We start from the raw sequence: 25243 nt of genomic DNA, 5'->3' as shown, positions 1-25243 counted from the left end.
TTCTGGAGATTCATATGCTCTTTCTGATGCCATATTAAAAATGTTTTTTCTCTCTAAAAACGAAAGAAGAAGACTTAGCGAAAATGCCAGAAATTATTTTGATTCTAATTTCGAAAGAGAAAAATTATTGGATAGATTGTTGAATATTTTTAACGGAACGGAAAAATCATGAAAATTTTGGTGACTGGCTCATCTGGATTCGTTGGTCAAAACCTTGTAAGCTTTCTTAAGAATTCATCAGATTATGAAGTAATAGAGATCAATCTTAGAAATGGTGTTCCATTGGATTTCCCATCTGCCCATGTGGTCATTCACCTAGCAGGAAAAGCTCATGATCTCAAGAAAACATCAGAAGAAAAAGAATATTATGATGTGAATTTTGAGTTAACAAAAGAAGTTTTCGGTAGGTTTTTGAAAGATCCTTTCAGCCAAATTTTCATTTTTATGAGTTCTGTTAAAGCTTCCAAAGATGTTGTGGTTGGGGACCTGACTGAGGAAACCAAATGTGAACCCATGACTCCATACGGTAAGTCAAAATTGTTTGCAGAGCAATTTATAATTGACAATATTGGTGGAGATAAAAAATATTTTATCCTCCGCCCTTGTATGATACATGGCCCTAACAACAAGGGGAATTTAAATGCACTTTACAAACTCGTAATAAAGAAATTGCCCTGGCCTTTGGGAGCATTTGAAAATAAAAGATCATTTTGCAGCATAGATAATTTACTATTTGTAATTGACGAATTGATTAAATCGAGAAATATTCCGTCAGGAATCTATAACGTTGCTGATGATGAAGCTTTATCGACTAATGAGGTTATAAATATAATTTCCAGAGTTCTTGGAGTTAAAACAAAATTACTAAAAATCAGCCCTAAAATCATATCGTTTATGGCAAGAATTGGAGATAGAATAAAAATGCCAATGAATTCAGAAAATCTTCAGAAGTTGACGCAAAGTTATGTGGTCTCAAATAGGAAAGTCAAAAATTCAATAGGAAAACCTTTACCTTATTCTTCAGAAAAAGGAATGATCAAAACCATACAATCCTTTAAAATAAATTAATTCACTCAATGTTAGGTTTCATCAATTTGAAGAACAATGAATTATAATCATTTCATCCTAAGGTTTCTTAATAGGTCAAATAGTCTTTTCTTGAAAGATATAGCGGTCAATCATAAAATTCTCTTGGAGAATATTTCGAGTAAATTTTTTTTGGTAATAGGTGGTGCAGGGACTATTGGTTCATCGTTTATTAAAGCTGCTCTGGAGTTCAAACCAAAAAAACTGGTTGTAATTGACATCAATGAAAATGGCTTAACGGAGTTGGTTAGGGATTTGAGAAGTATTGACGGGCAATATATTCCGGAAGAGTTTTATACTTATCCGCTTTCTTTTGACAGTCCCGCATTTAAAAAATTGTTTATAGCCCACGGACCATTTGATGTTGTTGCAAATTTCGCGGCACATAAACATGTGAGAAGTGAAAAGGATGTTTTTTCCATAGAAGCATTGCTTGAAAATAACCTCGTGAAAGCAAAAGGTCTTTTGGATCTTTTGGTAGACTATCCACCAAAGCATTTTTTCTGTGTTTCCACTGATAAGGCCGCAAATCCGGTGAATATCATGGGTGCCAGTAAAAAAATGATGGAAGAATTGATTATGTCCTATGGGGATAAATTCAAAGTTTCCACTGCAAGATTTGCGAACGTCGCATTTTCAAATGGGTCTCTTTTGGAAGGCTTCTTAAAAAGAATAGAGAAAAACCAGCCTTTGTCCTGTCCAAGTGATGTCAAGCGATTTTTTGTAGCACCCCAAGAATCAGGTGAGATTTGTTTATTGGCCTGTATCCTAGGGAATAATAGGGAAATCTTTTTCCCAAAGCTTGATATGGAAAAAGACTTGGTGAATTTTGCTGATATATTTCCACCGTTGCTGAAAGAATTGGGTTTTGAACCGGTTATTTTCGATTCAGATCAAAAGGCAAGAGAGAGTATTGATTTGATAGATCAAAAAAAGTATCCTGTTTATGTTTTTAAAACAGAAACTTCAGGTGAAAAATTATACGAGGAATTTTATACAGATTCTGAGAAATTTGATTTGGATAGATTCAATGCGCTTGGCGTAATATCCAAAGAACCTTTATATACTTCAAATCAATTTTCTCCAATATTTGATGAACTTCACGAGTTAATGGACAAAAAGGACCTGGAGAAATCAGAAATTGTGCGATGGCTTAAAAAATATATCCCTGAATTTGAGCATATTGAAAGAGGAATAAGTTTGGATAAAAAAATGTAAGTGAATGTTAAAGCGCATATTTGATATTATTTCTTCTGGAATTCTGATTTTGCTTATATCACCATTGCTGATACCTTTAATGATTTTATTAAGACTTACTGGAGAGGGTAAAGTTTTTTATGTCCAACAAAGAATTGGAAAAGACGGCAAGTCTTTCGGTTTGTTAAAATTTGCCACCATGTTGGAAAACAGTCCAAATTTACCTGGTGGGGATGTCACGATGGGAAAAGACCCCAGAGTTTTACCTGTAGGTAGGGTATTAAGAAAAACCAAAATTAATGAATTGCCCCAATTATTGAATATTTTCAGAGGGGAAATTAGCGTTGTTGGCCCAAGACCATTGACTCCAAAGACCTTCGGGTTTTATTCTAAGAAAATCCAAAATGAAATCAAAGTCTTAAAGCCAGGACTAACGGGAATAGGTTCCATAGTGTTTAGGGATGAGGAAAGTATTTTGGCCAATTCTTCTAAACCTCATCTTCAATGTTATGAAGAAGACATTACCCCTTATAAAGGCGAATTGGAAGTTTGGTATAAAAACCACAGGAGTTTTGGATTGGATTTGTTGTTAATATTTCTGACTATTTGGGTTATATTTTTCCCAAACTCAAAAATTTACGAGCAATTATTCAAAAATTTACCAAAAAGACAGATGGAAAAATTTTGATAGAATTATTCCATTTGAATTAAATATTTTAAGAAAGTTCCTTGTTTTATGTAAGAAGACGATCAACCATACGAAATTTAATGACGAAGTTTTATAAGGGAGAAATTTATAATGATAAAAGAGGAACACTTACCGCCTTCAATGATTTTTCTTTAGTACCTATAAAAAGAATGTATTCAATCCTCCTTCCGGACACCCAGATTGTCAGGGCTTGGCAAGGACACAAAAAGGAAAGTAAATGGTTTTATGTAACTCATGGAATTTTTGCAATTGCTATAGTTGAAATAGATGATTTTGATAATCCTTCAAAAGAGTTAATGGCAGAGTATTTTATAATAAAAGCTTCTGAGAATTCTGTCCTCCAGATCCCAAATGGATTTGCAAATGGGTTGAAAGCCCTTGAGCCAAATTCTAAAGTTGCCATATTCTCAGATTTAACTTTGGATGAAGCAAAAAATGACAATTTTAAGTTTGAAAGTAAAAATTGGCTGAATTGGGATAAACTTTGAAAATAAATGAGAAATTTTTCAATTTTATTGCTTTTAATTTTCTTTGGAATTCACTTGCTTTCTGCTCAATCGCTCCCTGCAAACTTTCCGATTTTTGAAGAATACTTAAGAAGAAAACAGCTGACTGAATTTGACAGCTCCAACAACCATTCATTCCTTTTTTGTCCAATTCAATTTAAAGGGCTTGATGCTGATTTTAAATTAGGAGAAATTATAACTCCAATAAATAATTTATCGCTAAAGCTCCTTCCCATATTAAGCACCTCACAATTTAATTCAAAAAGGCCTTATGGTTGGGGTGATGGCCCAATGATCCCCAATGTTGGTCTACAGCAATATGTGACAGGTGGGGTATATGGTAGATGGAAGTTCTTAGCACTTCAATTCCAACCTGAAATTGTAGTGGCTGAAAATCAATATTATTTTGGTTTTCGGAAAGATTTCCCCAATCCTGTCATCGGAGCAAGATTTGTATATTGGAACCAAGGGGATTATCCCGAAAGATTTGGAGAATCTATTTATTCAAGTATTTGGTGGGGACAATCTAAATTTACAGGTCAATTTGGTGCTTTTGAAGCAGGGATTTCAACCCAAAATATTTGGTGGGGACCCGGACAATGGAATGCACTCACTTTCTCTAACAATGCACAAGGATTTGCACATTTTACTTTCAATACAACAAAACCAGCAAAGACCTTTTTAGGTAATTTCGAAGGTCAATTGCTAAGCGGAAGGATAGACGAATCAGGATTGGACCCAACTCAGATTCCAGAATTAAATGACCAATTTTTCAGAAAGTTTTCCGGCGATTGGAAATATGTAAATGCCTTGAATATATCCTATAATCCGAAATGGATACCTCAAGCATCATTTGGCTTTGCCAGAACATTTCAAGTATATAGAGAAAAAATGGGTAATTCATTTAGGGATTATTTCCCAGTTTTCACAGGAGTTACGAAAGAACAATTTTTTGATGATGGAAATACGGTTGGGTTCGACAGCGATGGGGCAGATCAGCAGATCAGTGTTTTTTTCAGATGGATAATTCCCAAGAGTAAATTTGAATTTTATGGGGAATTTGGGAGAAGGGACCATGCGTTAAATTGGAGGGAATTTATACTTAATCCCGAACATGCAAGGGCTTATTTGATGGGGTTTAAAAAACTATTTCCTTTGCAAGGAGCTGATAGGTTTTTCCAAGTTAGAGGAGAAATGACTCACCAACAAGAATCAATAAATAGATATATAAGGTATCCAGGTTTAACAGGTGGAATCACATGGCATACACATTCTCCAACAAGGGGCTTTGCAAATTTGGGGCAGCCTTTAGGTGTAGGAATAGGGGTAGGCTCCAATGTTCAAACCCTTGAAATGTCCATTGTACAAGATTTCAATAAATTTGGGTTGTTTTTCGAAAGATTGGAGAACCACCAGGATTTTTATTATAGAGCACAATTACAGAATACCCAACATAAACCTTGGATTGACTTTAGTTTAGGTTTCCTTTTTGACCATCAGTGGAATAATTTCTTGGTCAGTTCAAAAGTTCAATTTATCAATGGGATGAATTACCAATGGCAATTACATCATTCCAGTACACAAAATTTTCCAAGAGGCAGAAATCTTACATCATTACATTCACAATTGAGTTTGATCTATTTAATTTCTCAAAAAAACTAAAATATGATTAACCTCACCATCGTCGCAGGTGCCCGCCCAAACTTTATGAAAATTGCCCCTATTCTTAAGGCAATCCAAAACAAAAAACAAAATGGAACAAAGATCGATTTCAGACTAGTCCACACTGGCCAACACTATGACAAAAAGATGTCAGGTGATTTTTTTGAACAATTGAATATTCCTGAACCTGATATCAATCTGGAAGCAGGAGGTGGGAGTCAGGCAGAACAAACTGCAGCCATTATGGTGGCTTTTGAAAAGGAGCTAATAGCCAATAGGCCTGATTTGGTAATAGTGGTTGGGGATGTGACTTCTACTTTGGCTTGTTCTATTACAGCCAAGAAATTGGTGATCGATGTGGCACATGTTGAGGGTGGTATCCGTTCAGGAGATATGAGTATGCCCGAAGAAGTGAACCGAATTGTTACTGACAGCATTACAGACCATTTTTTCACTACCTCGGAAGTTGCCAACCAACATCTAAAGTCTGTAGGAGTGGCCGAGAATAGGATTCATTTTGTGGGAAATACCATGATTGATACGCTACTTTCCAACCAAGACAGATTTATAAGTCCGGCAGGAGAGATGTTTGATGACCTTCAGGAAAAGAATTATTTTGTAATGACCATGCATAGGCCGGCTAATGTAGATGGAGAACAACAGCTTAAAGCTTTGATAGATGCCATCATGACTGGAACAAGCAATTACCCTGTGATTTTTCCTGTCCATCCCAGGACAGCCAAAAATCTCGAAAAGATTGGTATTAAGCATCCGAGATTAAGGATGGTGGAACCATTGTCTTATTTAGAGTTTAATTTTTTGGTGAAAAATGCAATGGGGGTGATCACCGACTCGGGTGGTATTACAGAGGAGTCTTCAGTGATGAATGTTCCCTGCATCACTATGAGAAATAATACCGAACGTCCTGAAACAGTTACCTTAGGTACAAATGAGCTAATAGGAACTGATCCTGCAAATTTAAAGGCGCCACTGGAAAAATTGCTTAAAGGTAAATGGAAATCTTACAAGGGAATACCCCTATGGGATGGAAAATCAGCAGAAAGAATTGTAGATAAAATTATTGAAATTTATAAATTATAATGGTTATCTACTTCTTTCCCAGTAACCCAATATTCTACTTCAAACAGGTAGGAAGTCCGAAGTCCGATGTACTGGACATTTCAGTTTCCTTGCGAGAATTATATTGAATTACAATTTTACTGGCATAATTGTGTAAATACATATTACTTATTGACATTAAACCAATTTAAATCTATGAAAGGCATCATCCTCGCCGGTGGCTCCGGAACAAGACTTTATCCCATTACCAAAGGTACCTCCAAACAGCTTTTGGCAATTTATGATAAACCGATGATATATTATCCCTTGTCGGTATTGATGTTGGCAGGGATTCGGGAAATATTGATCATCAGTACACCATACGATCTTCCAAATTTTGAAAAGCTTTTTGGGGATGGTTCTGATTTGGGTTTGCAGATTTCCTATGCGGAACAACCAAGCCCTGATGGACTTGCCCAAGCCTTTATCATTGGAGAGACATTTATAGGTAGTGATTCTGTTTGTCTAGTTTTAGGTGATAATATTTTTTATGGACACGGTTTTACCAAACTTCTACAAAAGTCTGTTGAAACGGTTCAATCTGAAGGAAATGCCAGCGTTTTCGGTTATTATGTACAGGACCCTCAGCGATATGGTGTAGTTGAATTTGATGATTCAGGAACAGTTAAAAGTATTGAGGAAAAGCCAATTGATCCCAAAAGCAATTATGCGGTAATTGGATTGTATTTTTACCCTAACTCGGTTGTGGATATTGCAAAAAAAATCAAACCCAGCAAAAGAGGCGAACTCGAAATTACCACGATCAATCAGGAATACCTTAATCTTGGGAAATTGAAAGTGGAACTGATGGGCAGGGGATATGCGTGGTTGGACACCGGTACACATGAGTCTATGTTGGAGGCCTCCAATTTTATACAAACCATTGAGAAAAGACAGGGGCTTAAGGTCGCTTGCTTGGAAGAAATAGCATATGACATGGGATATATCAATAGTGAAAAGCTACTGGAATTGGCTTATCAGCTTAGAAAAAATGATTATGGCGAATATTTATTGAAAAAAGTCAAATCAAAATAAGGATGATTTTTTGCAAAAACCTTAAAACAGTATTTTTAGTTAAATTTTATTTGATTTTCATGCTATCCAAAATGTACTTTGGATATTAATAAATAGATAATATCAATTTAATTCATGAAATTTTGATATAAGATTAGCTAATCGCTAACTTTGGATCAAAAATAATTTTTATGGTCATTTTTCTTGCAGTAAGCACCGCATTCCTAATAGGTTTCCTTCTAACCCCTATTGTAATCCTTGTTCTCAAAAAAATGGAATTGATGGATTCTCCTGGAGGAAGAAAGATCCACAATGGATTTATTCCCTCAATGGGTGGGATTTCTTTTGTGATTGCAACATTCATTGCAGTACTTTCTTGGTTGGATGCCCAATATATTATGGAAATCAGATTCCTATTGGCAGCATTTGGATTGATGTTTTTTGTGGGCCTGCGTGATGACATGGTTAACATGAGCGCTGTTCAAAAACTTGCTGGGCAATTTATCTCAGCTTATTTGGTGGTAGTGATGGCAGATATCCGATTTACAAGCCTGTATGGTTTTATGGGAATTTATGACCTTCCGCTTTGGATAAGTTATGGAATATCCTTCTTTACCATTCTGGTTTTGACCAACTCTTTTAATCTCATTGATGGCTTAGACGGTTTGGCTGGGTCAATCAGCTTAGTTACATTTTTGTTTTTGGGTTGGTGGTTTTTTGAGGCAGAACTAATGAGTTATGCTTTTTTTGCACTTATCCTCGTTGGAGCTGTTTTATCATTTTTGGTGTACAATTGGCACCCTGCCAAAATCTTTATGGGTGATACCGGCTCCCTTAGTTTAGGTTTTGCGCTTTCTGTACTTACAGTGCTCTTTATAGATAAAAACGGAACCATGGCTTCATTTGAAGGTTGGAAATTTAATGCCCCAATCGCCTCTGGAGTTGCTTTGTTAATTATTCCTATTTATGATACTTCCAGAATTTTTATCAAAAGGGCGATGAACGGTAAATCCCCAATGACTCCCGATAAAAGCCATGTCCATCATTTTCTGTTAAGAATGGGATTGAGGCATGATCAGGTGACGCTTTCGTTGGTATTTATTAAATGTTTATTTATTGGATTGATTTTTCTTGGATCTGGTTTGAGTGATTATGTTTTATTGCCGATAGTAGTACTAGGCGCAATTGCACTTGGATTTAGGCTTGACGCCTTGACATTGAAAAGGGTTAAAAAAATCAATAAAAACGCACCACCTATACTTTCCAAAAGAACAAAGAAAAAATCAGGTTCCAAGCCTGAAATTCAGGGAAGTGTTTTGGAAAAAGTAAATATGAGTGATAATTGAATTGATAACTACAATTGTAAAATATTTGAAAACTCCGGGATTTTCCGGAGTTTTTAGTTTACAATAAATGGTCATAAAGCGCTGCTTATTTTTTTTCTTTAAACTTTAGCATAGTTTTGCTAAGAAGTCAAAGCGATACAAATGGCAAAATTTATACCTCTTTCAACTCCTGTTTTTGATAAAGATGAAAAAGAAAATATCCTGGATGCAATCAATGCAGGAAAATTAGCGACAAGTGGGAAGTTTATAGAGGGATTTGAAGAAGCCATACAACAAAGGTATCATGGAATGCATACAGCTGTCCTAAACTCAGGGACAGCTGCTATTCATTTAGCTTTGAAGTTATTGGGTGTTGATAAAGGTGATGAGGTCATGTGTCAATCCCTGACCTTTTGTGCTACTGCAAATCCTATCACCTATTTGGGAGCCTTACCTGTGTTTGTGGACAGTGAAGTAGGTACTTGGAATATATGTCCTGAAACTTTGTCAAATGCCATCCAAGACAGGGTTTCGAAAGGAAAAAAACCTAAAGCAATTATTTCAGTAGATCTTTTTGGGATGCCAGCCAAATATGATGCGTTATACCAAATTTCGAAAACTTATGATATCCCCCTAATCGAAGATGCTGCCGAGGCGATGGGATCTTCAATTGAAGGTAAACTATGTGGCACATTTGGAGAATTTGGGATATTCTCATTCAATGGTAATAAAATCATCACAACGGGTGGTGGCGGTGCATTACTTTCTTCAAATCAAGAAAGGATTGAAAAGGCAAAGTATTTATCCGTTCAGGCACGTGAAAATTATAAATATTATGTTCACAAGGAAGTCGGATTTAACTATTGTATGAACAATATGTCAGCGGCCATTGGTTTAGCTCAAATCGCTAAATTAGATCATAAAATAGAAAGGAGAAGATCAGTCTATCAAAATTACGTTGAGTTTCTAAAAAATTTTGATGGGATTACCTTTTTGGATGAACCGACTGGCTTTTATTCAAACAGGTGGTTATCGTCAATACTGATAGACAAAACCAAGACGGGGTTTACAAATGAAGATCTTAGAATTTCCTTGCTTAATCAAAATATCGAATCGAGGTATCTTTGGAAACCACTTCATACACAGCCTTCATTCAAAGATTGTTTATATTACGGAAATAGAGTGTCAGAGGATCTATTTGATAAAGGGCTTTGCTTACCAAGCAGCGAAGACCTTACTTTGTCAGATCAGGAAAGAATTGTGAAAGTAGTCAGCGATTTACTGAACAAATAGAAGCTGCCATGTATATTTCATTTGGAAAAAGATTGGTGGATATAATATTAGCTTTGGTTTTAATAATTTTGACCAGTCCAATTTTTATCATTGTGGCTTTCGCTTTATTTTTTTTAAATAATGCTAGTCCCTTTTTCTTTCAACGACGACCGGGCTTACATGGTGATATTTTCAGGTTAATTAAATTCAAAACCATGACTGATGTTTTTGATGGCCAAGGCAATTTGTTAGACGATGAGAAGAGGTTGACAGACTTTGGTAAAATAGTAAGGAAAACTTCTTTAGATGAGCTTCCTCAATTTTGGAACGTTCTTAAAGGGGAAATGAGTATTGTAGGCCCAAGGCCATTATTGGAAGAATATTTGAGTCTATATTCTGAAAGTCAGGCAAGGAGACACGCTGTGAAGCCTGGAATTACAGGTTGGGCACAAGCAAATGGCAGAAATAATGTAGATTGGAAAAAAAGATTTGAAATGGATGTTTGGTATGTGGATAATGTTTCTTTTATGCTTGATTTGAAAATCATTTTATTGACTGTTCAAAAGATCTTCAAGCGGGAAGGAGTCAATTATCAAGGTCATGTAACTATGCCCAAGTTTAAAGGGAACAAAGCCGAAAGTTGAGGTTTATTTTTTTAATTTCCACCCATGAAAAAGCAGAATTTATATATTATAGGAGCCTCGGGCCATGCTAAAGCAATTATTGATTTACTGGAAGACAAATCAATAATTGCTGGTATTTATGATGATAATCCGAAGATCAAGGAAATTATGGGGATTGGAGTGCAATGTCCTGCAAGCAAAATAAATGAAGTCTTGGGCAAAGTACACATTGCCATAGGAGATAATAGGACTAGAAAAAAAATTTTTGAATCATTATCGCCTGAAACAAAATATCACACCATTATTCATCAATCAGCAATTGTTTCAACTTTTGTTAAAATGGGTAAGGGTACAGCCATCATGGAAGGTACCATTATCAAGGTGGATTCAGTAATTGGAAATCATGTTATCGTCAATACTGCATCTTCCATAGACCATGATTGTAGGATCAGTGATTTCGTTCATATTGGCCCAGGTTCAAATCTATGTGGCAATATCAAAGTGGGAGAGGGAACTCTTATTGGTGCTGGAACGGTAGTCATTCCTGGAGTTTCTATTGGCAGTTGGTGCGTAATTGGGGCAGGTAGTGTCGTCCTTAAAGATGTTCCTGATGGTGCCAAGTGGATGGGAAACCGCATTTATATTTAACTTCTCTTTTTTTCTTGAATTAATTCTATTGACAAAAAAATCTTTGTAATCAATTTGATTACCGACCTTTTATTTGTAGTATGTATCATTAAAATTGTTTGTTAAAAAATCAGGTTAAATTAGTCATCAATTTTATTAGTTTTTCTGGGAATCGATTATATATTTGGTGAATTATCACCCCTTTACATGTTACTATTTTACATTAATGGTTGCCTTTTGTTATGGATTTTTTAAAACAAATCAGAATTTTACCTAGATGGGTTATCGCATCCTTAGATGCCTTTATATTATTCCAGTCAGCCTTTTTTGCCTATTTAGTTAGGTTTAATTTTGAATTGGAGTTAGTTGAACAAAACAATGCTTTTTTTGGATCTTTGGTATTTATGATTCTTGGTGTGATTGTGATGTTGATGACCCGAAGTTATCAGGGAATTGTAAGACACACAGGATTCAGGGATAGTATTATTATCTTCAGGACAATTCTATTTAGTTTTATATTGGTGTCCATGGCCAATATCATTAATTATAAACTGATTTTTAAAAACTATTTGATTCCCACATCAGTCTTGATTATTGCTGCTTTGACATCACTTTTCCTTTTGGTCTTTTACAGATTACTGGTCAAGGAATTGTTTCTCTACCTTAAGAGTGGTTTTGTGAATAATAAAGTAAGAGTTGGGGTGATTTTTGGAGCAAGTGAAGCTGGTATCATTGCCAATGATGTAATAAAAAGGGACAGTAATTCAAATTTTATAATTGCAGCTTTTTTAGATGATGACGCCAAAAAAGAGGGTAAAATCATTGAAGGCAAAAAAATACATAAGGGTTTAGAAAGTCTGACCAAATTAGTAGGAAGTCATGGAGTTTCCGAATTGATCATTGCAGTTAGGGACTTATCCGTTCAAAGGAAAAAAGAAATAATTGATGCTTGTTATATTCATAAAATCCATGTCAGTATAGTTCCACCATTAAATCAATGGATCAGCAGGGGACTTAATTCTGAGGCAATCAGGGATTTAAAAATTGAAGATCTTTTGGGAAGAGAACAGATTTCTTTAGAAAATCCAAATATAAAATCTGGCCTAGAGGATAAAGTGGTTTTGGTGACAGGTGCAGCAGGTTCTATAGGAAGTGAATTGTGCCGCCAAATTATGTTTTATAGTCCTAAACAGGTGGTGTTGCTGGATATGTCTGAATCGGCACTTTACGAATTGGATTTGGATCTGAAAGATTCAGGCATGGTTACTCCACACATCAGAATCCTTGCAGATATCAGAGATAAAAGCAGTATGAAAGCAGTTTTCAGCAGGATCAAACCTGATATTGTTTTTCATGCTGCCGCTTACAAGCATGTACCTATGATCGAAAATTACCCAGAAGAGGCGATTAAAAGCAATATTTTGGGCACAAAAATTTTGGCTGACTTAGCAGTCCTGTACCATGTAGAAAAGTTTGTTTTCGTCAGTACAGACAAAGCCGTAAATCCTACGAATGTGATGGGGGCTACCAAAAGAGCTGCGGAAATGTATGTTCAGTCCTTGAATACCTACTTGGAAAATCATCACAAAAAATCACACACAAGATTTATCACTACAAGGTTTGGGAACGTTCTAGGTTCTAATGGTTCTGTTGTTCCATTATTCAAAAAACAAATCCAAAGAGGAGGTCCAATCACAGTGACACATCCTGACGTGACACGGTATTTTATGACAATTCCTGAGGCAAGTCAGTTGGTGATTGAAGCAGGAATTATGGGCAATGGGGGTGAGATTTATGCTTTTGACATGGGGGAACCTCTGAAGATTTATGACCTAGCAGTCAATATGATTCACCTGAGTGGAAAAAAGGTTGGAGAGGATATATCCATCGTATTTACAGGATTAAGGGATGGTGAAAAATTATATGAAGAATTGCTCAATGAGACTGAAACTGTCAAGATTACCCATCACCCAAAAATTAAAATTGCCCAATTGTCAAGTGTGCATTACTATAAAATAGATGGTCAGCTTGAGATTTTTTTTAATATGGTTGGGAAAAGCTCAGAAAACGACCTTGTATTTCATTTGAAATCAATTATTCCTGAGTTCAAAAGTAGTGTATCCAGATTCGAAGTTTTGGATAGATTGAATTGATTACAGTGTCTTTACATTGTTTTTTTTAGAACGCTTATAACGCTGATTTGGCGGATTTTCACTGATTTTATTATCTGTGTGCATCACCATTATCAGCTTCATCAGCGTTTTAGCAAATTATTTTGATTTTAATACTTTCTTTTGACTTTAAATTATTTATAACAAATATTTTTCAACTGGTACATAGGACAAGTCAAATGCCTCTGCTACTGCCTTGTAAACTATCTCTCCGTTGATTACATTAAGTCCCGGAACTAAGTCTGCATTATCCTGTGCAGCTTTTTTCCAGCCTTTATCTGCCAATTGAATGGCATAAGGCAATGTGGCATTGGTTAGAGCCAAAGTGGAAGTGTAAGGAACTGCACCTGGCATATTCGCAACACAATAGTGGACCACATCATCTATAATATATGTTGGGTTCTCGTGAGTAGTAGGTTTACAAGTTTCGATACATCCTCCTTGATCAACTGCTACATCTACCAAGACTGTTCCTGGCTTCATATCCTTCAACATATCTCTAGTGATCAAATGAGGTGCTTTAGCACCCGGTATCAATACTGCTCCAACAATTAAATCGGCATCTTTGATCATTGCCCTGACATTATATTCGTTGGACATCATGGTTTTGACATTTGCAGGCATTACATCCGCCAAGTATCTCATCCTCGGAATAGAAACATCCATGATGACAACATCTGCACCCAGACCCGCAGCCATCCATGCTGCCTGAGTTCCCACGATGCCACCTCCAAGAATTAAAACTTTACCTGGTAAAACACCTGGAACTCCTCCCAAGAGAATACCTCGGCCTTTCAATGGCTTTTCAAGATAATTGGCTCCTTTTTGGATAGCCATTCTCCCGGCTACTTCTGACATAGGTACCAATAATGGAAGACTTCTGTCCAATTTTTCTACTGTTTCATATGCTAAACAAACAGCTTTGCTCTCAACCATAGCTCTTGTCAATGGTTCGTAGGAAGCAAAGTGAAAATAGGTGAACAACAACTGTCCTTCTTTGATCAATTTATATTCCGGTTCAATAGGCTCCTTAACTTTGATGATCATGTCAGCTATGCCGTACACATCTTCTATTGTGGGTAAAATAGCTGCTCCTGCCGCTGTATACTCGTCATCTGGAAAACCACTGCCTAGACCAGCTGTATGCTGAACATATACTTGATGACCTCTTTTGACGAGTTCTTTTGCACCGGCAGGAGTCATGGCAACCCTGTTTTCGTTGTTTTTGATTTCCTTTGGAATTCCTATTATCATTTTGTTAAAATTTGGGTTTGTAAAATAAGAACACAAAGATAATAAGCGGAGGTCAATCCAAACCAAAATATGCTTACTTATTTTGATTGATATAAGAAAACGGAGTGTTTTCAGAATTTAATTTTATAATATTTAATTTTAATGAATAAAATTTCAAAAATGTAATTCTTATAATTTTTAATTTTGGTTATTCTAAAATTGTGAATTCCGCAAGTAGTTATAGCTGTATTTATCTTTTTACCAACTTTTTTAATAAATAATTTGCAAATTTTAAAGAATAAAATTTTGTAAATAATATTTTTAAATCATTTTTTCAATAAATTATTTTGAAAAAAATTAGAATTATTCTGTTTGGTAGTTTGTAAAAATCGCAAATTTCTTTATTTTTGAGATACTTGGTCTTTTACAGATTAAATCCAGATAGTTTTAATGATTATTTAAAATGAAGGAAGTGGCAACAAACTCTAAGCAGAAGCATTCCAAAGTATTTGAAAGAGAGATCCTTATAGGTGATTATCGACTTGCGCAGGAGAGCAGGCAGGCATCTCTCATGGGAAGGAAAGAAGTATTTATGGGAAAAGCTAAGTTTGGGATTTTTGGAGATGGGAAAGAGCTTGCTCAAATAGTCATGGCCAAATATTTTAAAAATGGGGATTTCCGTGCCGGATATTACAGGGATCAGACTTTTATGTTTGCAATAGAACAGCTTTCTATAAAGGAATATTTTGCGCAATTGTATGCACATACAGATGTTGAACTCGACCCAGCATCTGCTGGAAGATTGATGAACGGGCATTTTGCTACAAGATCGCTTAATGATGACGGAACATGGAAAAATCTCACTTCCATGAAGAATTCCTCTGCTGATATTTCGCCTACAGCGGGTCAAATGCCAAAGCTTTTGGGGTTGGCCTATGCTTCCAAATTATATAGAGAAAATCCGGGTCTAAAATCATTCTCGGAATTCAGTAATAATGGGAATGAAGTTGCCTGGGGTACAATAGGTAATGCCTCTACTTCTGAAGGTATGTTTTTTGAATCAATCAATGCTGCGGGTGTACTTCAAGTTCCGATGGTTGTATCAGTGTGGGATGATGGTTATGGTATTTCAGTACCAAATAAATATCACACCACCAAAAGTAGTATTTCAGAAATCTTACGAGGCTTTCAAAGAAATGATGACCAAAAAGGCTATGAGATATTTGTAGTAAAAGGGTGGGATTATGAGGCCTTAGATTGGACCTATGAAAATGCTGCAAGAATAGCAAGAGAAGAACATGTGCCTGTCCTAATTCACGTTGTTGAAGTAACACAACCACAGGGCCACTCTACCTCTGGTTCTCATGAGAGGTATAAATCAAAAGAACGATTGAATTGGGAAAAAGAAAATGACTGTATCCTCAGATTTAGAGATTATCTCATTCAAAATGAACTTGCTACTCAACAAGAACTTGATATAATCGATCAAGAAGCTAAAGTTTTTGTAAAGCAGGAAAAAGATGCTGCATGGAAAGCTTTTTCAGGGGAAATAAAAACAGAACTGTCAGAAGCAGTCAATTCACTTAAGAAGGCATCTTCACAATCATTAAATAGTCAGGTTTTAGAACAATTAGCCGAAGAATTAACCAAAACTTTAAATCCAATTCGCAAAGATGTCATCAGTACAGTCCGAAGGGCACTTTGGTCTATGAGGGCGGATTCGGACGAAGTCAGGTCGGAACTCGAACAATGGTACGAAGTCCAAAAAATAAAGAATGAAGACCGATACAACAGTCATTTATATAGCCAATCAGAATTTAAGGTAGGAAATATAAAAGGTGTTCCAGTCGAATATCAAGAGAATGCTAGCTTGGTTGATGGCAGGGAGGTACTTCAGTCCTGTTTTGATACAATTCTTGAAAGAGAACCCAGATTTTTTACTTTTGGGGAGGATGTAGGGAAAATTGGAGATGTAAATCAAGCCTTTGCTGGTCTTCAGGCAAAGTATGGTGAATTCAGGGTTACTGATACGGGAATAAGAGAATGTACTATAATAGGCCAAGGAATTGGTGCTGCTTTAAGAGGTTTGAGACCAATGGCCGAAATCCAATATTTAGATTATATCTATTATGCGTTGATGTCTTTGGCAGATGATTTATCCAGTCTTCAGTATAGGACCAAAGGAGGACAAAAAGCCCCTTTGATTGTCAGGACTAGAGGTCATCGCTTAGAAGGAGTATGGCATGCAGGTTCACAAATGGGCATGTTGTTACATTCTTTAAGAGGAATGTTGATCTGTGTTCCCAGAAACATGACTCAAGCAGCCGGGATGTATAATACGCTGCTTGAAGCAGATGAACCTGCACTTGTGATTGAATGCCTTAATGGGTATAGATTAAAAGAAAAAATGCCCTCAAATATTGGAGAGTTTAGGTTGCCTTTGGGAGAAGTTGAAATATTGAAAGAAGGTAAAGATCTTACAGTGGTAACATATGGATCTATGTGTAGGATTGTATTAGATGCCGCCATTGACCTTCAGGAGTTGGGAATTGACATTGAAGTCATTGATGTTCAGACTTTGATTCCTTTTGATAACAGTCATAGAATTGTAGCGTCTATCAAAAAGACCAATAGGGTTTTGTTTGCAGATGAAGATGTTCCGGGCGGCGCCTCAGCTTTCATGATGCAGCAGGTAATCGAAGGTCAAAAAGGTTATTTTCATTTAGATACTGAACCAGCAACACTTGCTGCAAAAGAACACCGGACGGCCTATTCGTCAGATGGTGATTATTTTTCAAAACCTTCGATTGAGGATGTCGTGGAAAAAATCTATGAAATGATGTCAGAATCAAATCCTCATGAATTTCCGAGATTGATCTAAAATACCGCAAAAAAAGCTTCAGGAATTTCTGGAGCTTATTCTTTTTATCAAGGTCTTCTAATTTGATTGAGGGTTACTTCTGGGCTGGAAACCATATTGCTTTTATTTAATGCCCGATCCTGAATTTCTACATCTATTCTAAGCGTATCATTTCTGAAAATTGATGTCCATCCAAAAGAAAGCATGGTATATTGGATACTTCCTTCCACAGGTTGTCCATTTGGATTATTAACAATCCTTGGAAAACGGCCATTGAAGGTTGTAAAGAATGGTGGATCTTGCCATCTGAACTCTGTAAAAACCCCATTCCTTTTTATAAAAAACTTTATAAATATATTATTATGATTAGGGTTTTGTTCCACCCAAACTGTATCATTTACCCGCTCATTGTTCACGATAGGGTTGATCTGCCAATCTATTGGATTGAAGGAAGGGGCATCATTTGGTCTGGTGCTGTAAACTATAAGGTTGCCGCCATTATCTCTCCTAAAAGTGACCGGATTGAAAGGGGGGTCTATATCAGTAGGATTAAGGCCTAGATCACCTTCAGCATCTTTGAAATTGACGCTGACGATCAAAGAATCAGAACCATCGGTAGGCGCAAAGCGAATATCCTTAAATGAAATTTCCGGTACTGTAGGGAAGTTTTCAGGAGGGGAGATGCAGGATCCGAAAATTGAAATCAGCGATATTAAAACAAGATATTTTCTTACATTGCTCATGCGGCTGTAAATTTACAGGAATTTACGTATAGTCAAAATACCACTTATTTTGGATGACAAATAATACAACGATCAATTATTTCAAAAGTTTTGGGCAAAGGATTCTATCCCATGACTTTATAGATTTTGAGGAATTTGCTTTGGAGATTTTTAGATTTCAAGCCCTGAATAATTTTGTGTATCGCAAATACCTTGATGCTAGAAAAATTCAGATTTCAGATGTCAGGCAATTGGATCATATCCCATTTCTCCCCATCAGTTTTTTCAAAAACCATAACGTTATTAGTTCCGGAATCCAAGATTTTAAAGGATTTTACTCAAGCAGTGGTACTACAGGAAACACCACGAGCAAGCATTATTTTTGGGATGAAGCTTTTTATTTGAAACATGCCCAACAGCTATTTGAAATGGAGTATGGCCCTGTCGAAAATTTTCATATTTTGGCGCTATTGCCATCATACCTGGAGCGCCCGGGAAGCTCTTTGGTCCGGATGACCGATCATTTGATACAGCAATCCAACTCTCCACATTCTGGTTACTATCTCTACAATCACAAAGAACTCATCCAAAAACTAGAGGAGTTAAAGAACGATCCCAAAAAGGTTTTATTGCTTGGCGTTACATTCGCACTTCTGGATTTGGCAGAAAGTGGATTAAAAATCCCATTGAATAAAAATTTTTTTTTGATGGAAACAGGGGGTATGAAAGGGCGTAGAAGGGAGTTGATCAGGGAAGAATTACATGATATTTTGAAGGAAGCTTTTCATGTAAAAGAGGTACATTCTGAATATGGGATGACTGAATTGATGTCTCAGGCTTATTCCAAAGGAAATGGGAAATACAATTTACCTTCTACGATGCGCGTTTTATTGAGAGACATCAACGATCCATTTTCCTTAACGTTTAGGTCACAGGGAGGGATCAATATTATTGATCTTGCAAATTTTCATTCGTGTGCATTCTTAGAGACTCAGGATTTGGGCAAAATTACGCCTGATGGAAGTATAGAAGTACTTGGTAGATTTGATAATAGCGAGATTAGGGGCTGTAATTTAATGGTCAATTAATTTTGTATTCCTTTAGGAATTAAACATATTTGATTTCCAAAAAATGAAAAGTATGAAAAGATTAGCAATTGTTGTTATGGCAGTCGGAGTATTAGCACTTAGTTCTTGCGCCTCCAGTAAGCCATGCCCAGCTTATGCCAAAGCTGTAGATTCCAAAGAGATTAAAGGATAAAAATAGGCTGACTACTCATAGTCAGCATATTTTTTTATATCATCCAAACTGATGGTTTTTTCACCCAAAATCATCAGTCGCTCAACCACATTACGTAGTTCCCTGATATTTCCAGTCCATGGAAATTCTTGAAGTTTAGAAATTGCCGCTTTGGAAATTTCTTTTTTGGCTGTGCCATATTCATGGGCTACATCTTCAAGAAATTTGTCCACAAGAAGGGGAATATCTTCTTTTCGATCTTTCAAAGGGGGAACTTGAATTAAAATGACGCAGAGTCGATGGTATAAATCTTCCCTGAAGTTACCTTCTTCAATCTCTTTTCTTAAATCCTTGTTGGTGGCGGCCAAAACCCGTACATCGACTTTGATGTCCTTATCACCACCGACACGGGTAATCTTGTGTTCCTGAAGGGCTCGGAGTACTTTGGACTGAGCAGATAAACTCATATCTCCAATCTCATCCAAAAACAATGTACCCCCATCTGCCTGTTCGAATTTACCTATCCTTTGCTTAATAGCCGAGGTAAAGGAGCCCTTTTCATGCCCAAACAGTTCGCTTTCTATCAATTCAGCAGGAATTGCAGCACAATTGACAGCGATAAATGGTGCATCAGACCTATTGCTCTTTTTGTGTAACCAATGGGCTACCAATTCCTTTCCTGTACCATTTGGCCCGGTAATCAATACCCTTGCTTCAGTTGGGGCTACTTTTTCTATGGTGTCTTTCACATGATTGATGGAAGGAGATTTACCCACCATATCAAGTTTTTGTGACAATTTCTTTCTTAAAACCTTTGTCTCTGAAACCAGATTTTTTTTATCTAGGGCATTTCTCACTGTCAATAGGAGCCTGTTAAGGTCAGGTGGCTTGGGTACAAAATCGAAAGCTCCTTTTTTAGTAGCCTCTACCGCAGTTTCTATGGATCCATGTGCCGAGATCATAATAAATTGCGGCGGTTTTTCTAATTCAGATGATTTTTCCAAAACTTCTAAACCATCCATTTTGGGCATTTTAATGTCACAAAGGACAAGGTCAAATTCTTCCTCCTTTAACATCTTTAACCCTTGTTCGCCATCTTGGGCTTCAGAAATCTCGTACTTTTCGTATTCTAAAATTTCTCTAAGTGTAGACCGGATGATCTTTTCGTCATCAATTATCAGAATTTTCGGCATAAATGTGAGTTAAGTGATTAAAATAGGTGCAAGCCTATAAGCCGGGTTCTGTTCAACATTCCTGATGAATGAATCACCTGTCATTTATCTAGGCCATTCTTCGCAAAATGGCTCTATCGATCTACCCGTCCCGCATAAAGGCGAGCAACCTTTTTTGAAACAAGATTTCATCTCGGGACCTATTTGATCTTTCAACCCATAAGGTTTACCATGCTTCCGATATCACCACCGGAACGGTGGGCTCTTACTCCACCTTTTCACCCTTACACTATCCCAATAGCAATCGGAATAGAGCGGTATATTTTCTGTGGCACTATCTGTAACCAAGCCGTCGCCAGCTTAGCCCCTTCCCGTTAGGAAGTATGGCGCTCTATGTTGCCCGGACTTTCCTCTTCCTTGCCCTGATCAAATCAGGAACAAAACAGCGACAAGTCGGCTTGCACTTTGCAAAGTAAGACAATTTCATTCAATCTTAGTCAACGTTAAATTTAATTCCGCAGGTGATGTGGCTTGCATTGAAAGATTTCCAATTGCATCATTGAAAAAATCTATATAATTAGATTGGTTATAAATAAAAAGTATCGAGTTACCGCTCTTCTTATTTGGATTAAGTTTAAATAGCAAATACATTTGTCTTGTTAATTAAATTAAATCTAAATAAGAATTACCTGCCCCTATGCTGCCTCAATTAAATTTGACTTTCGCAATTTTCCTTTTTTTGTTATCCTTCAGCGTTTCGGTTGCCAGCATTCAACCAAAAAATGATAATGATGGTAAATCTCTTGTGCTTTCTGGAAAAGTAAGCACCTTGGAAGGTGAAACAATTCCATTTGCCAACATTATTGTAATAGGTACAGTAAAGGGAACCTATACTAATCTTGATGGAACATTTCAGATTTATGATTTATCTGATGGTGAATATGTTGTAAAAGTGTCTGCAGTAGGATATAAGACTTTTACCAGAAATGTTCATGTGATCAATGGTCAATTGAGTGAATTGGATTTAATTTTTGAGGAAATAGGTGTGGAAATGCCACAGATTACGGTGATAGCCAGTAAAGACAGGGTGTTTAGCAGGGTACCAGGTTCGGTTACCTATATCGATGCCAAGGAAATCAAAACAGTAAATCCATTAAGTGGAAACGAAGTGTTGAGAAGATCTCCAGGAGTGCATGTGGTAGATGAAGAAGGTGTAGGTATGCGGGCAAACATAGGGATCAGAGGTCTAGACCCTGATAGGAGCAGAAGTATCCTTGTGCTTGAAGATGGTGTACCTGTGGCGTTATCTCCCTATGGAGAACCTGAGCTATATTATACACCTGTGATGGATAGAATGTCCGGAGTGGAAATTTTGAAGGGGTCAGGACAAGTACTTTTTGGACCACAAACAATTGGTGGAGTGGTGAACTACATTACAGCCAATCCACCTCAAGATGAAGAAGGTTCTGTTTATATCCAAGGAGGTCAGGGAGGATTTTTCTCAGGAATGGTCAACTATGGAAATACCTTTGGAAATACAGGAATACAAGCCAATCTATTGAAAAAGAGAGCTGATAATGTAGGTCCTACCGAATTTGATATCACAGACTTCAATACCAAATTTCTATTTAATCTTAATGAGAAATCTGAATTAGGATTGAAATTGGGTGTTTACAATGAGACCTCCAACTCAACCTATATTGGTATCAATCAGGTCATGTTTGACAGGGGAGGAGAAGATTTTACAAGAATGGCCCCTGATGACAGATTGGAAGTCAGCAGGTTTTCAATGAGCTTAAGCCATAAATATAGATTTAATAATAATGTTAGGTTGAATACTATTGCATATGGTTATACCACCACAAGGAACTGGAGCAGGCAGGATTTTACAATCAATGATACAAATACTCCTCCGGCAAATTGGACCGGCGTGGTTTGGGGCGATCGTGAGGTACCGGGCGGTGCAGTTTTTATGAGAAACGGTACAGGAAACAGGAACAGGCAATTTGAAGTAGCGGGTTTTGAACCAAGATTGGAAATAGACCATAAGCTTTTCAATGCCCAAAATGAACTGATAGTCGGAACTAGATTTTTGTATGAAAGGGCTTTTGAGCAAAGAGTCAATGGTACCAAAGCTGGTGTCAAGAGCGGCAATCTTGTGGAGGACGAAGTGAGGACAGGTCATGCCATCAGTGCCTATGCGCAGAATAAGATCGAAATTACAAAAATGGCCGATTTAAACATCGGTGTTAGATTTGAAAGTTTCGATTACGAAAGAGATATCAGAAGAAGAAACTTTGCCAATATTGGTATCAGGGACACGGCATTGGTTGCTAATAATGTGATCAACGAGGTGATACCGGGAATAGGTTTTAATATAAGACCAAGCGCAATTGTTAATGTATTTGGAGGAGTGCATCGTGGATATGCACCTCCTAGGACCAAAGATGCCATTACAGCTTTGGGAGATGTCCTTGATTTGGACGCAGAAAGAAGTGTCAATTATGAAATTGGTTTTAGAACTGAGCCCACAAAGTGGTTATTTGTAGAGGCTACAGGTTTTGTGATGGATTTCACTAATCAGATTATCCCGGTTGCTGAGTCAGCAGGAAATATCGGATTTGGTGTAATCAATGCGGGTGCTACTTTGCATAGAGGATTAGAATCTGCAATGGTTTTCGATTTTAGCAATCTTTTTGGTATGAGTCGTGTAAAAGTGACATATGACCTGAATGCGACAATTTTAAGGTCAACATTCTCATCGGATAGATTCAAAGGGGATATCAATATCAATGGTAACCGAACACCATATTCACCTGAGTGGTTTGTCAACTCAGCAATTACAGTTCAGACAAACGCTGGCTTTGGTTTAAGAATAGCTGGTAATTTTGTTGGAAATCAATTTACAGATGAACTTAATTCAATCGATCCTTCTGTAGACGGTAGAATAGGTCTTATCCCTTCCTATAAAGTTTTTGATGCCGTTTTCAGTTATGATGTTTCCAAATGGAATTCAAGGTTTAATTTTAGCATCAAAAATCTCACGGATGAGCGCTTTATTACATCAAGGAGACCGCAAGGGATAAGGGTAGGGATACCAAGGTTTATCACAGCTGGATATGAATTTAGATTTTAAAAAAAAAAATAAAAATTTTTAAACAATTCAAAAACATCACTGTTATTTAGATCGAAGGCTTAAATAGCTTTTCTTCATAGTGCTGGGTTGAACCGTTCCAAGAAATTGGGACGGTTCTTTTTTTTATATTGGAATAAAATTTAAAGATGGACAGCAAGACACAAAAAAAATTCAAAAGATTAATCAGACTCTTGAATTTCTATCCACCATATTTCTTCTCAGGTATCAAAGTAATTGATCATAATGAGGATTTTACCTATTTCAAAGTCCGCCTCAAATTAACTTGGTATAACAGGAATTTGGTAGGAACTGCATTTGGAGGCTCTTTGTACGCCATGTGTGATCCTTTTTTCATGTTTATCTTGATTATCAATCTTGGGGATGATTATCTCGTTTGGGATAAAGCAGCTACAATAGATTTTATCAAACCAGGAAAAGGGGCGGTATATGCTAAATTTGAGATTAACAAAACACAGATTGACGAAATCAAAAATGAAGTAGATAGAACTGGAAAGAAAATTTTCAGATACCCATGTGATATCAAAGACAAGGATGGAAAAATCATCGCTTCATTAACAAAGGATGTTTACGTGAGAAGGAAAGTTAAGGAATGATTTTTTACCCAATCTTAAATCTATATGCATACCTTTGCCCCTAATAAATTTTAAAAATGATACTTGTAGGTAATGCTGTAATCAGCGATGATATAAAAGAACAATTTTTTGTTTGTGATCTAGAAAAATGCAAAGGGGCATGCTGTGTTGAGGGGGATTCTGGGGCACCTCTTGAAGAGGAGGAAACAGCCATTATCGAACAGATTTATCCTTTAGTAAAAGATTATATCACAGAGGAGGGCAGAAAAGTAATTGAAGAACAAGGAACATGGGTCATTGATAAAGACGGAGACAAAGGAACACCTACCATTGGAGATAACCGGGAATGTGCCTATGCCCTGTATGATGAAAAAGGGATTCTAAAATGTGGCATAGAACAAGCATATTTGGATGGGAAAACAGATTTTAAGAAGCCCATTTCCTGCCATATGTATCCTATAAGGATTACCAAATATGATCAGTTTGAAGCACTTAATTACGACCGGTGGCATATTTGTAGTGCCGCTTGCAAGCTTGGGAGCAAATTGGGCGTTCCGATTTACAAATTCCTTAAAGATGCTTTGATTAGGCGATACGGACAGGATTGGTATGCTGAATTGGTAAAGGAAATAGAAGGGGACTGATAATGTATGCTATACATCTTCAATCCCCAAATTGAATTTTAACAATTTTGTAATTTTCCAATTTTTCAATCTTGCAATCCGCCACGGACAAGTACTTCCAATTCCATTTTCAATCAAACCTTAATATAAATCTTTTTCCTATCCATCCACAGCCCAATCACCCAAATTAAAAACATATAAAAAAGTGCAAATAGGAGTGAAGCATTTTTTGGTCCAAGCCAAGATGTGAATGCAGCATCGTAAATGACACCTTTCAGACTTATATCACCTATTTGGATGATGTGCATCACCGAGATCACAATTCCGGAAAGCACATATAAGATCAAAGGATTT

20 protein-coding genes, 1 other RNA gene and 1 pseudogene are annotated in these 25243 nt (G+C 36.7%); 17 read left to right on the top strand and 5 right to left on the bottom strand.

Translation table 11 applies throughout. The features are described 5' to 3' along the window. Window positions 1–168: 168 nt before the first annotated feature. The 12 genes from ACEW8U_RS07835 to ACEW8U_RS07780 all read left to right on the top strand — a co-directional run bounded on the left by ACEW8U_RS07835 (window position 169) and on the right by ACEW8U_RS07780 (window position 13293). Window positions 169–1068, top strand: a complete 900-nt coding sequence (locus ACEW8U_RS07835) for an NAD-dependent epimerase/dehydratase family protein (protein WP_373521483.1) — start codon at window positions 169–171, stop codon at window positions 1066–1068. Between the two features lie 90 nt (window positions 1069–1158). Next, window positions 1159–2304 carry a polysaccharide biosynthesis protein gene (locus tag ACEW8U_RS07830; protein WP_373521482.1) on the top strand — a complete coding sequence of 382 codons (1146 nt, stop codon included), beginning with the start codon at window positions 1159–1161 and terminating at the stop codon, window positions 2302–2304. A gap of 4 nt (window positions 2305–2308) precedes the next feature. Next, a complete protein-coding gene (locus tag ACEW8U_RS07825) occupies window positions 2309–2971 on the top strand; it encodes a sugar transferase (protein ID WP_373521481.1) in 663 nt (220 codons plus the stop codon). A 41-nt stretch (window positions 2972–3012) separates the two neighbouring features. Beyond that, a complete protein-coding gene (locus tag ACEW8U_RS07820; RefSeq protein ID WP_373521480.1) occupies window positions 3013–3480 on the top strand; it encodes a hypothetical protein in 468 nt (155 codons plus the stop codon). Window positions 3481–3486: 6 nt separating this feature from the next. After that, on the top strand, window positions 3487–5160 hold the full coding sequence (locus tag ACEW8U_RS07815; RefSeq protein WP_373521479.1) for a capsule assembly Wzi family protein: 1674 nt from the start codon (window positions 3487–3489) through the stop codon (window positions 5158–5160). Between the two features lie 3 nt (window positions 5161–5163). Further along, entirely contained in the window at window positions 5164–6261 is a 1098-nt protein-coding gene (wecB, locus tag ACEW8U_RS07810) for a non-hydrolyzing UDP-N-acetylglucosamine 2-epimerase (protein ID WP_373521478.1), read from the top strand. Window positions 6262–6435: 174 nt separating this feature from the next. After that, window positions 6436–7314, top strand: coding sequence for a glucose-1-phosphate thymidylyltransferase RfbA (gene rfbA / locus ACEW8U_RS07805; RefSeq protein WP_373521477.1), 879 nt, complete (start codon window positions 6436–6438; stop codon window positions 7312–7314). A gap of 170 nt (window positions 7315–7484) precedes the next feature. Beyond that, window positions 7485–8639 (top strand): glycosyltransferase family 4 protein, encoded by a 1155-nt coding sequence (locus ACEW8U_RS07800; RefSeq protein WP_373521476.1) that lies wholly within the window; start codon window positions 7485–7487, stop codon window positions 8637–8639. Window positions 8640–8780: 141 nt separating this feature from the next. Then, window positions 8781–9911: a DegT/DnrJ/EryC1/StrS family aminotransferase gene (locus ACEW8U_RS07795; protein WP_373521475.1), complete on the top strand. Its 1131-nt coding sequence runs from the start codon at window positions 8781–8783 to the stop codon at window positions 9909–9911. An 8-nt stretch (window positions 9912–9919) separates the two neighbouring features. Beyond that, complete coding sequence (locus ACEW8U_RS07790; RefSeq protein ID WP_373521474.1) at window positions 9920–10534, top strand: sugar transferase; 615 nt, start codon at window positions 9920–9922, stop codon at window positions 10532–10534. A gap of 24 nt (window positions 10535–10558) precedes the next feature. Further along, a complete protein-coding gene (locus tag ACEW8U_RS07785) occupies window positions 10559–11161 on the top strand; it encodes an acetyltransferase (RefSeq protein WP_373521473.1) in 603 nt (200 codons plus the stop codon). Window positions 11162–11382: 221 nt separating this feature from the next. Next, window positions 11383–13293: a polysaccharide biosynthesis protein gene (locus ACEW8U_RS07780; RefSeq protein ID WP_373521472.1), complete on the top strand. Its 1911-nt coding sequence runs from the start codon at window positions 11383–11385 to the stop codon at window positions 13291–13293. Between the two features lie 156 nt (window positions 13294–13449). On the opposite strand, the gene ald is transcribed toward ACEW8U_RS07780, so the two are convergent. After that, entirely contained in the window at window positions 13450–14565 is a 1116-nt protein-coding gene (gene ald / locus ACEW8U_RS07775; protein ID WP_373521471.1) for an alanine dehydrogenase, read from the bottom strand. Between the two features lie 442 nt (window positions 14566–15007). Here ald and ACEW8U_RS07770 point away from each other — a divergent pair, with 442 nt between their 5' ends. Continuing rightward, a complete protein-coding gene (locus ACEW8U_RS07770) occupies window positions 15008–17425 on the top strand; it encodes a thiamine pyrophosphate-dependent enzyme (protein WP_373521470.1) in 2418 nt (805 codons plus the stop codon). 47 nt (window positions 17426–17472) lie between these two features. On the opposite strand, the gene ACEW8U_RS07765 is transcribed toward ACEW8U_RS07770, so the two are convergent. Then, complete coding sequence (locus ACEW8U_RS07765) at window positions 17473–18147, bottom strand: hypothetical protein (RefSeq protein WP_373521469.1); 675 nt, start codon at window positions 18145–18147, stop codon at window positions 17473–17475. Window positions 18148–18200: 53 nt separating this feature from the next. Here ACEW8U_RS07765 and ACEW8U_RS07760 point away from each other — a divergent pair, with 53 nt between their 5' ends. Continuing rightward, window positions 18201–19214: an acyl transferase gene (locus tag ACEW8U_RS07760; protein ID WP_373521468.1), complete on the top strand. Its 1014-nt coding sequence runs from the start codon at window positions 18201–18203 to the stop codon at window positions 19212–19214. 183 nt (window positions 19215–19397) lie between these two features. Here the strand turns inward: ACEW8U_RS07760 and ACEW8U_RS07755 are convergent, their stop codons facing one another. Beyond that, window positions 19398–20558, bottom strand: a complete 1161-nt coding sequence (locus ACEW8U_RS07755; protein WP_373521467.1) for a sigma-54-dependent transcriptional regulator — start codon at window positions 20556–20558, stop codon at window positions 19398–19400. Window positions 20559–20579: 21 nt separating this feature from the next. Beyond that, window positions 20580–21002, bottom strand: an RNA gene (gene rnpB / locus ACEW8U_RS07750) — RNase P RNA component class A. Between the two features lie 274 nt (window positions 21003–21276). On the opposite strand from rnpB, the gene ACEW8U_RS07745 reads away from it, so the two are divergent. The 3 genes from ACEW8U_RS07745 (at window position 21277) to ACEW8U_RS07735 (ending at window position 24910) form a co-directional block, all read left to right on the top strand. Continuing rightward, entirely contained in the window at window positions 21277–23673 is a 2397-nt protein-coding gene (locus ACEW8U_RS07745; protein ID WP_373521466.1) for a TonB-dependent receptor domain-containing protein, read from the top strand. 146 nt (window positions 23674–23819) lie between these two features. Next, complete coding sequence (locus tag ACEW8U_RS07740) at window positions 23820–24287, top strand: DUF4442 domain-containing protein (RefSeq protein WP_373521465.1); 468 nt, start codon at window positions 23820–23822, stop codon at window positions 24285–24287. A 56-nt stretch (window positions 24288–24343) separates the two neighbouring features. Continuing rightward, complete coding sequence (locus ACEW8U_RS07735) at window positions 24344–24910, top strand: DUF3109 family protein (RefSeq protein WP_373521464.1); 567 nt, start codon at window positions 24344–24346, stop codon at window positions 24908–24910. Window positions 24911–25023: 113 nt separating this feature from the next. Here the strand turns inward: ACEW8U_RS07735 and ACEW8U_RS07730 are convergent. Next, a pseudogene (locus ACEW8U_RS07730) lies at window positions 25024–25243 on the bottom strand (DUF5009 domain-containing protein); the annotation flags it as partial.

The sequence above is a fragment of the Aquiflexum sp. genome (assembly GCF_041751335.1).
Taxonomy (GTDB): Bacteria; Bacteroidota; Bacteroidia; order Cytophagales; family Cyclobacteriaceae; genus Aquiflexum.
Note: the sequence above shows the minus strand (reverse complement) of the source record. Positions and strands in the feature narration are given on the sequence as shown.

What these genes read in the sequence shown, in the direction of transcription:
- ACEW8U_RS07835 (WP_373521483.1), top strand. Translation starts at nt 169, where the DNA reads ATGAAAATTTTGGTGACTGGCTCATCTGGATTCGTTGGTCAAAACCTT.
- ACEW8U_RS07825 (WP_373521481.1), top strand. Translation starts at nt 2,309, where the DNA reads ATGTTAAAGCGCATATTTGATATTATTTCTTCTGGAATTCTGATTTTG.
- ACEW8U_RS07815 (WP_373521479.1), top strand. Translation starts at nt 3,487, where the DNA reads ATGAGAAATTTTTCAATTTTATTGCTTTTAATTTTCTTTGGAATTCAC.
- wecB (WP_373521478.1), top strand. Translation starts at nt 5,164, where the DNA reads ATGATTAACCTCACCATCGTCGCAGGTGCCCGCCCAAACTTTATGAAA.
- rfbA (WP_373521477.1), top strand. Translation starts at nt 6,436, where the DNA reads ATGAAAGGCATCATCCTCGCCGGTGGCTCCGGAACAAGACTTTATCCC.
- ACEW8U_RS07800 (WP_373521476.1), top strand. Translation starts at nt 7,485, where the DNA reads ATGGTCATTTTTCTTGCAGTAAGCACCGCATTCCTAATAGGTTTCCTT.
- ACEW8U_RS07795 (WP_373521475.1), top strand. Translation starts at nt 8,781, where the DNA reads ATGGCAAAATTTATACCTCTTTCAACTCCTGTTTTTGATAAAGATGAA.
- ACEW8U_RS07790 (WP_373521474.1), top strand. Translation starts at nt 9,920, where the DNA reads ATGTATATTTCATTTGGAAAAAGATTGGTGGATATAATATTAGCTTTG.
- ACEW8U_RS07785 (WP_373521473.1), top strand. Translation starts at nt 10,559, where the DNA reads ATGAAAAAGCAGAATTTATATATTATAGGAGCCTCGGGCCATGCTAAA.
- ACEW8U_RS07780 (WP_373521472.1), top strand. Translation starts at nt 11,383, where the DNA reads ATGGATTTTTTAAAACAAATCAGAATTTTACCTAGATGGGTTATCGCA.
- ald (WP_373521471.1), bottom strand. Translation starts at nt 14,565, where the DNA reads ATGATAATAGGAATTCCAAAGGAAATCAAAAACAACGAAAACAGGGTT.
- ACEW8U_RS07770 (WP_373521470.1), top strand. Translation starts at nt 15,008, where the DNA reads ATGAAGGAAGTGGCAACAAACTCTAAGCAGAAGCATTCCAAAGTATTT.
- ACEW8U_RS07765 (WP_373521469.1), bottom strand. Translation starts at nt 18,147, where the DNA reads ATGAGCAATGTAAGAAAATATCTTGTTTTAATATCGCTGATTTCAATT.
- ACEW8U_RS07760 (WP_373521468.1), top strand. Translation starts at nt 18,201, where the DNA reads ATGACAAATAATACAACGATCAATTATTTCAAAAGTTTTGGGCAAAGG.
- ACEW8U_RS07755 (WP_373521467.1), bottom strand. Translation starts at nt 20,558, where the DNA reads ATGCCGAAAATTCTGATAATTGATGACGAAAAGATCATCCGGTCTACA.
- ACEW8U_RS07740 (WP_373521465.1), top strand. Translation starts at nt 23,820, where the DNA reads ATGGACAGCAAGACACAAAAAAAATTCAAAAGATTAATCAGACTCTTG.
- ACEW8U_RS07735 (WP_373521464.1), top strand. Translation starts at nt 24,344, where the DNA reads ATGATACTTGTAGGTAATGCTGTAATCAGCGATGATATAAAAGAACAA.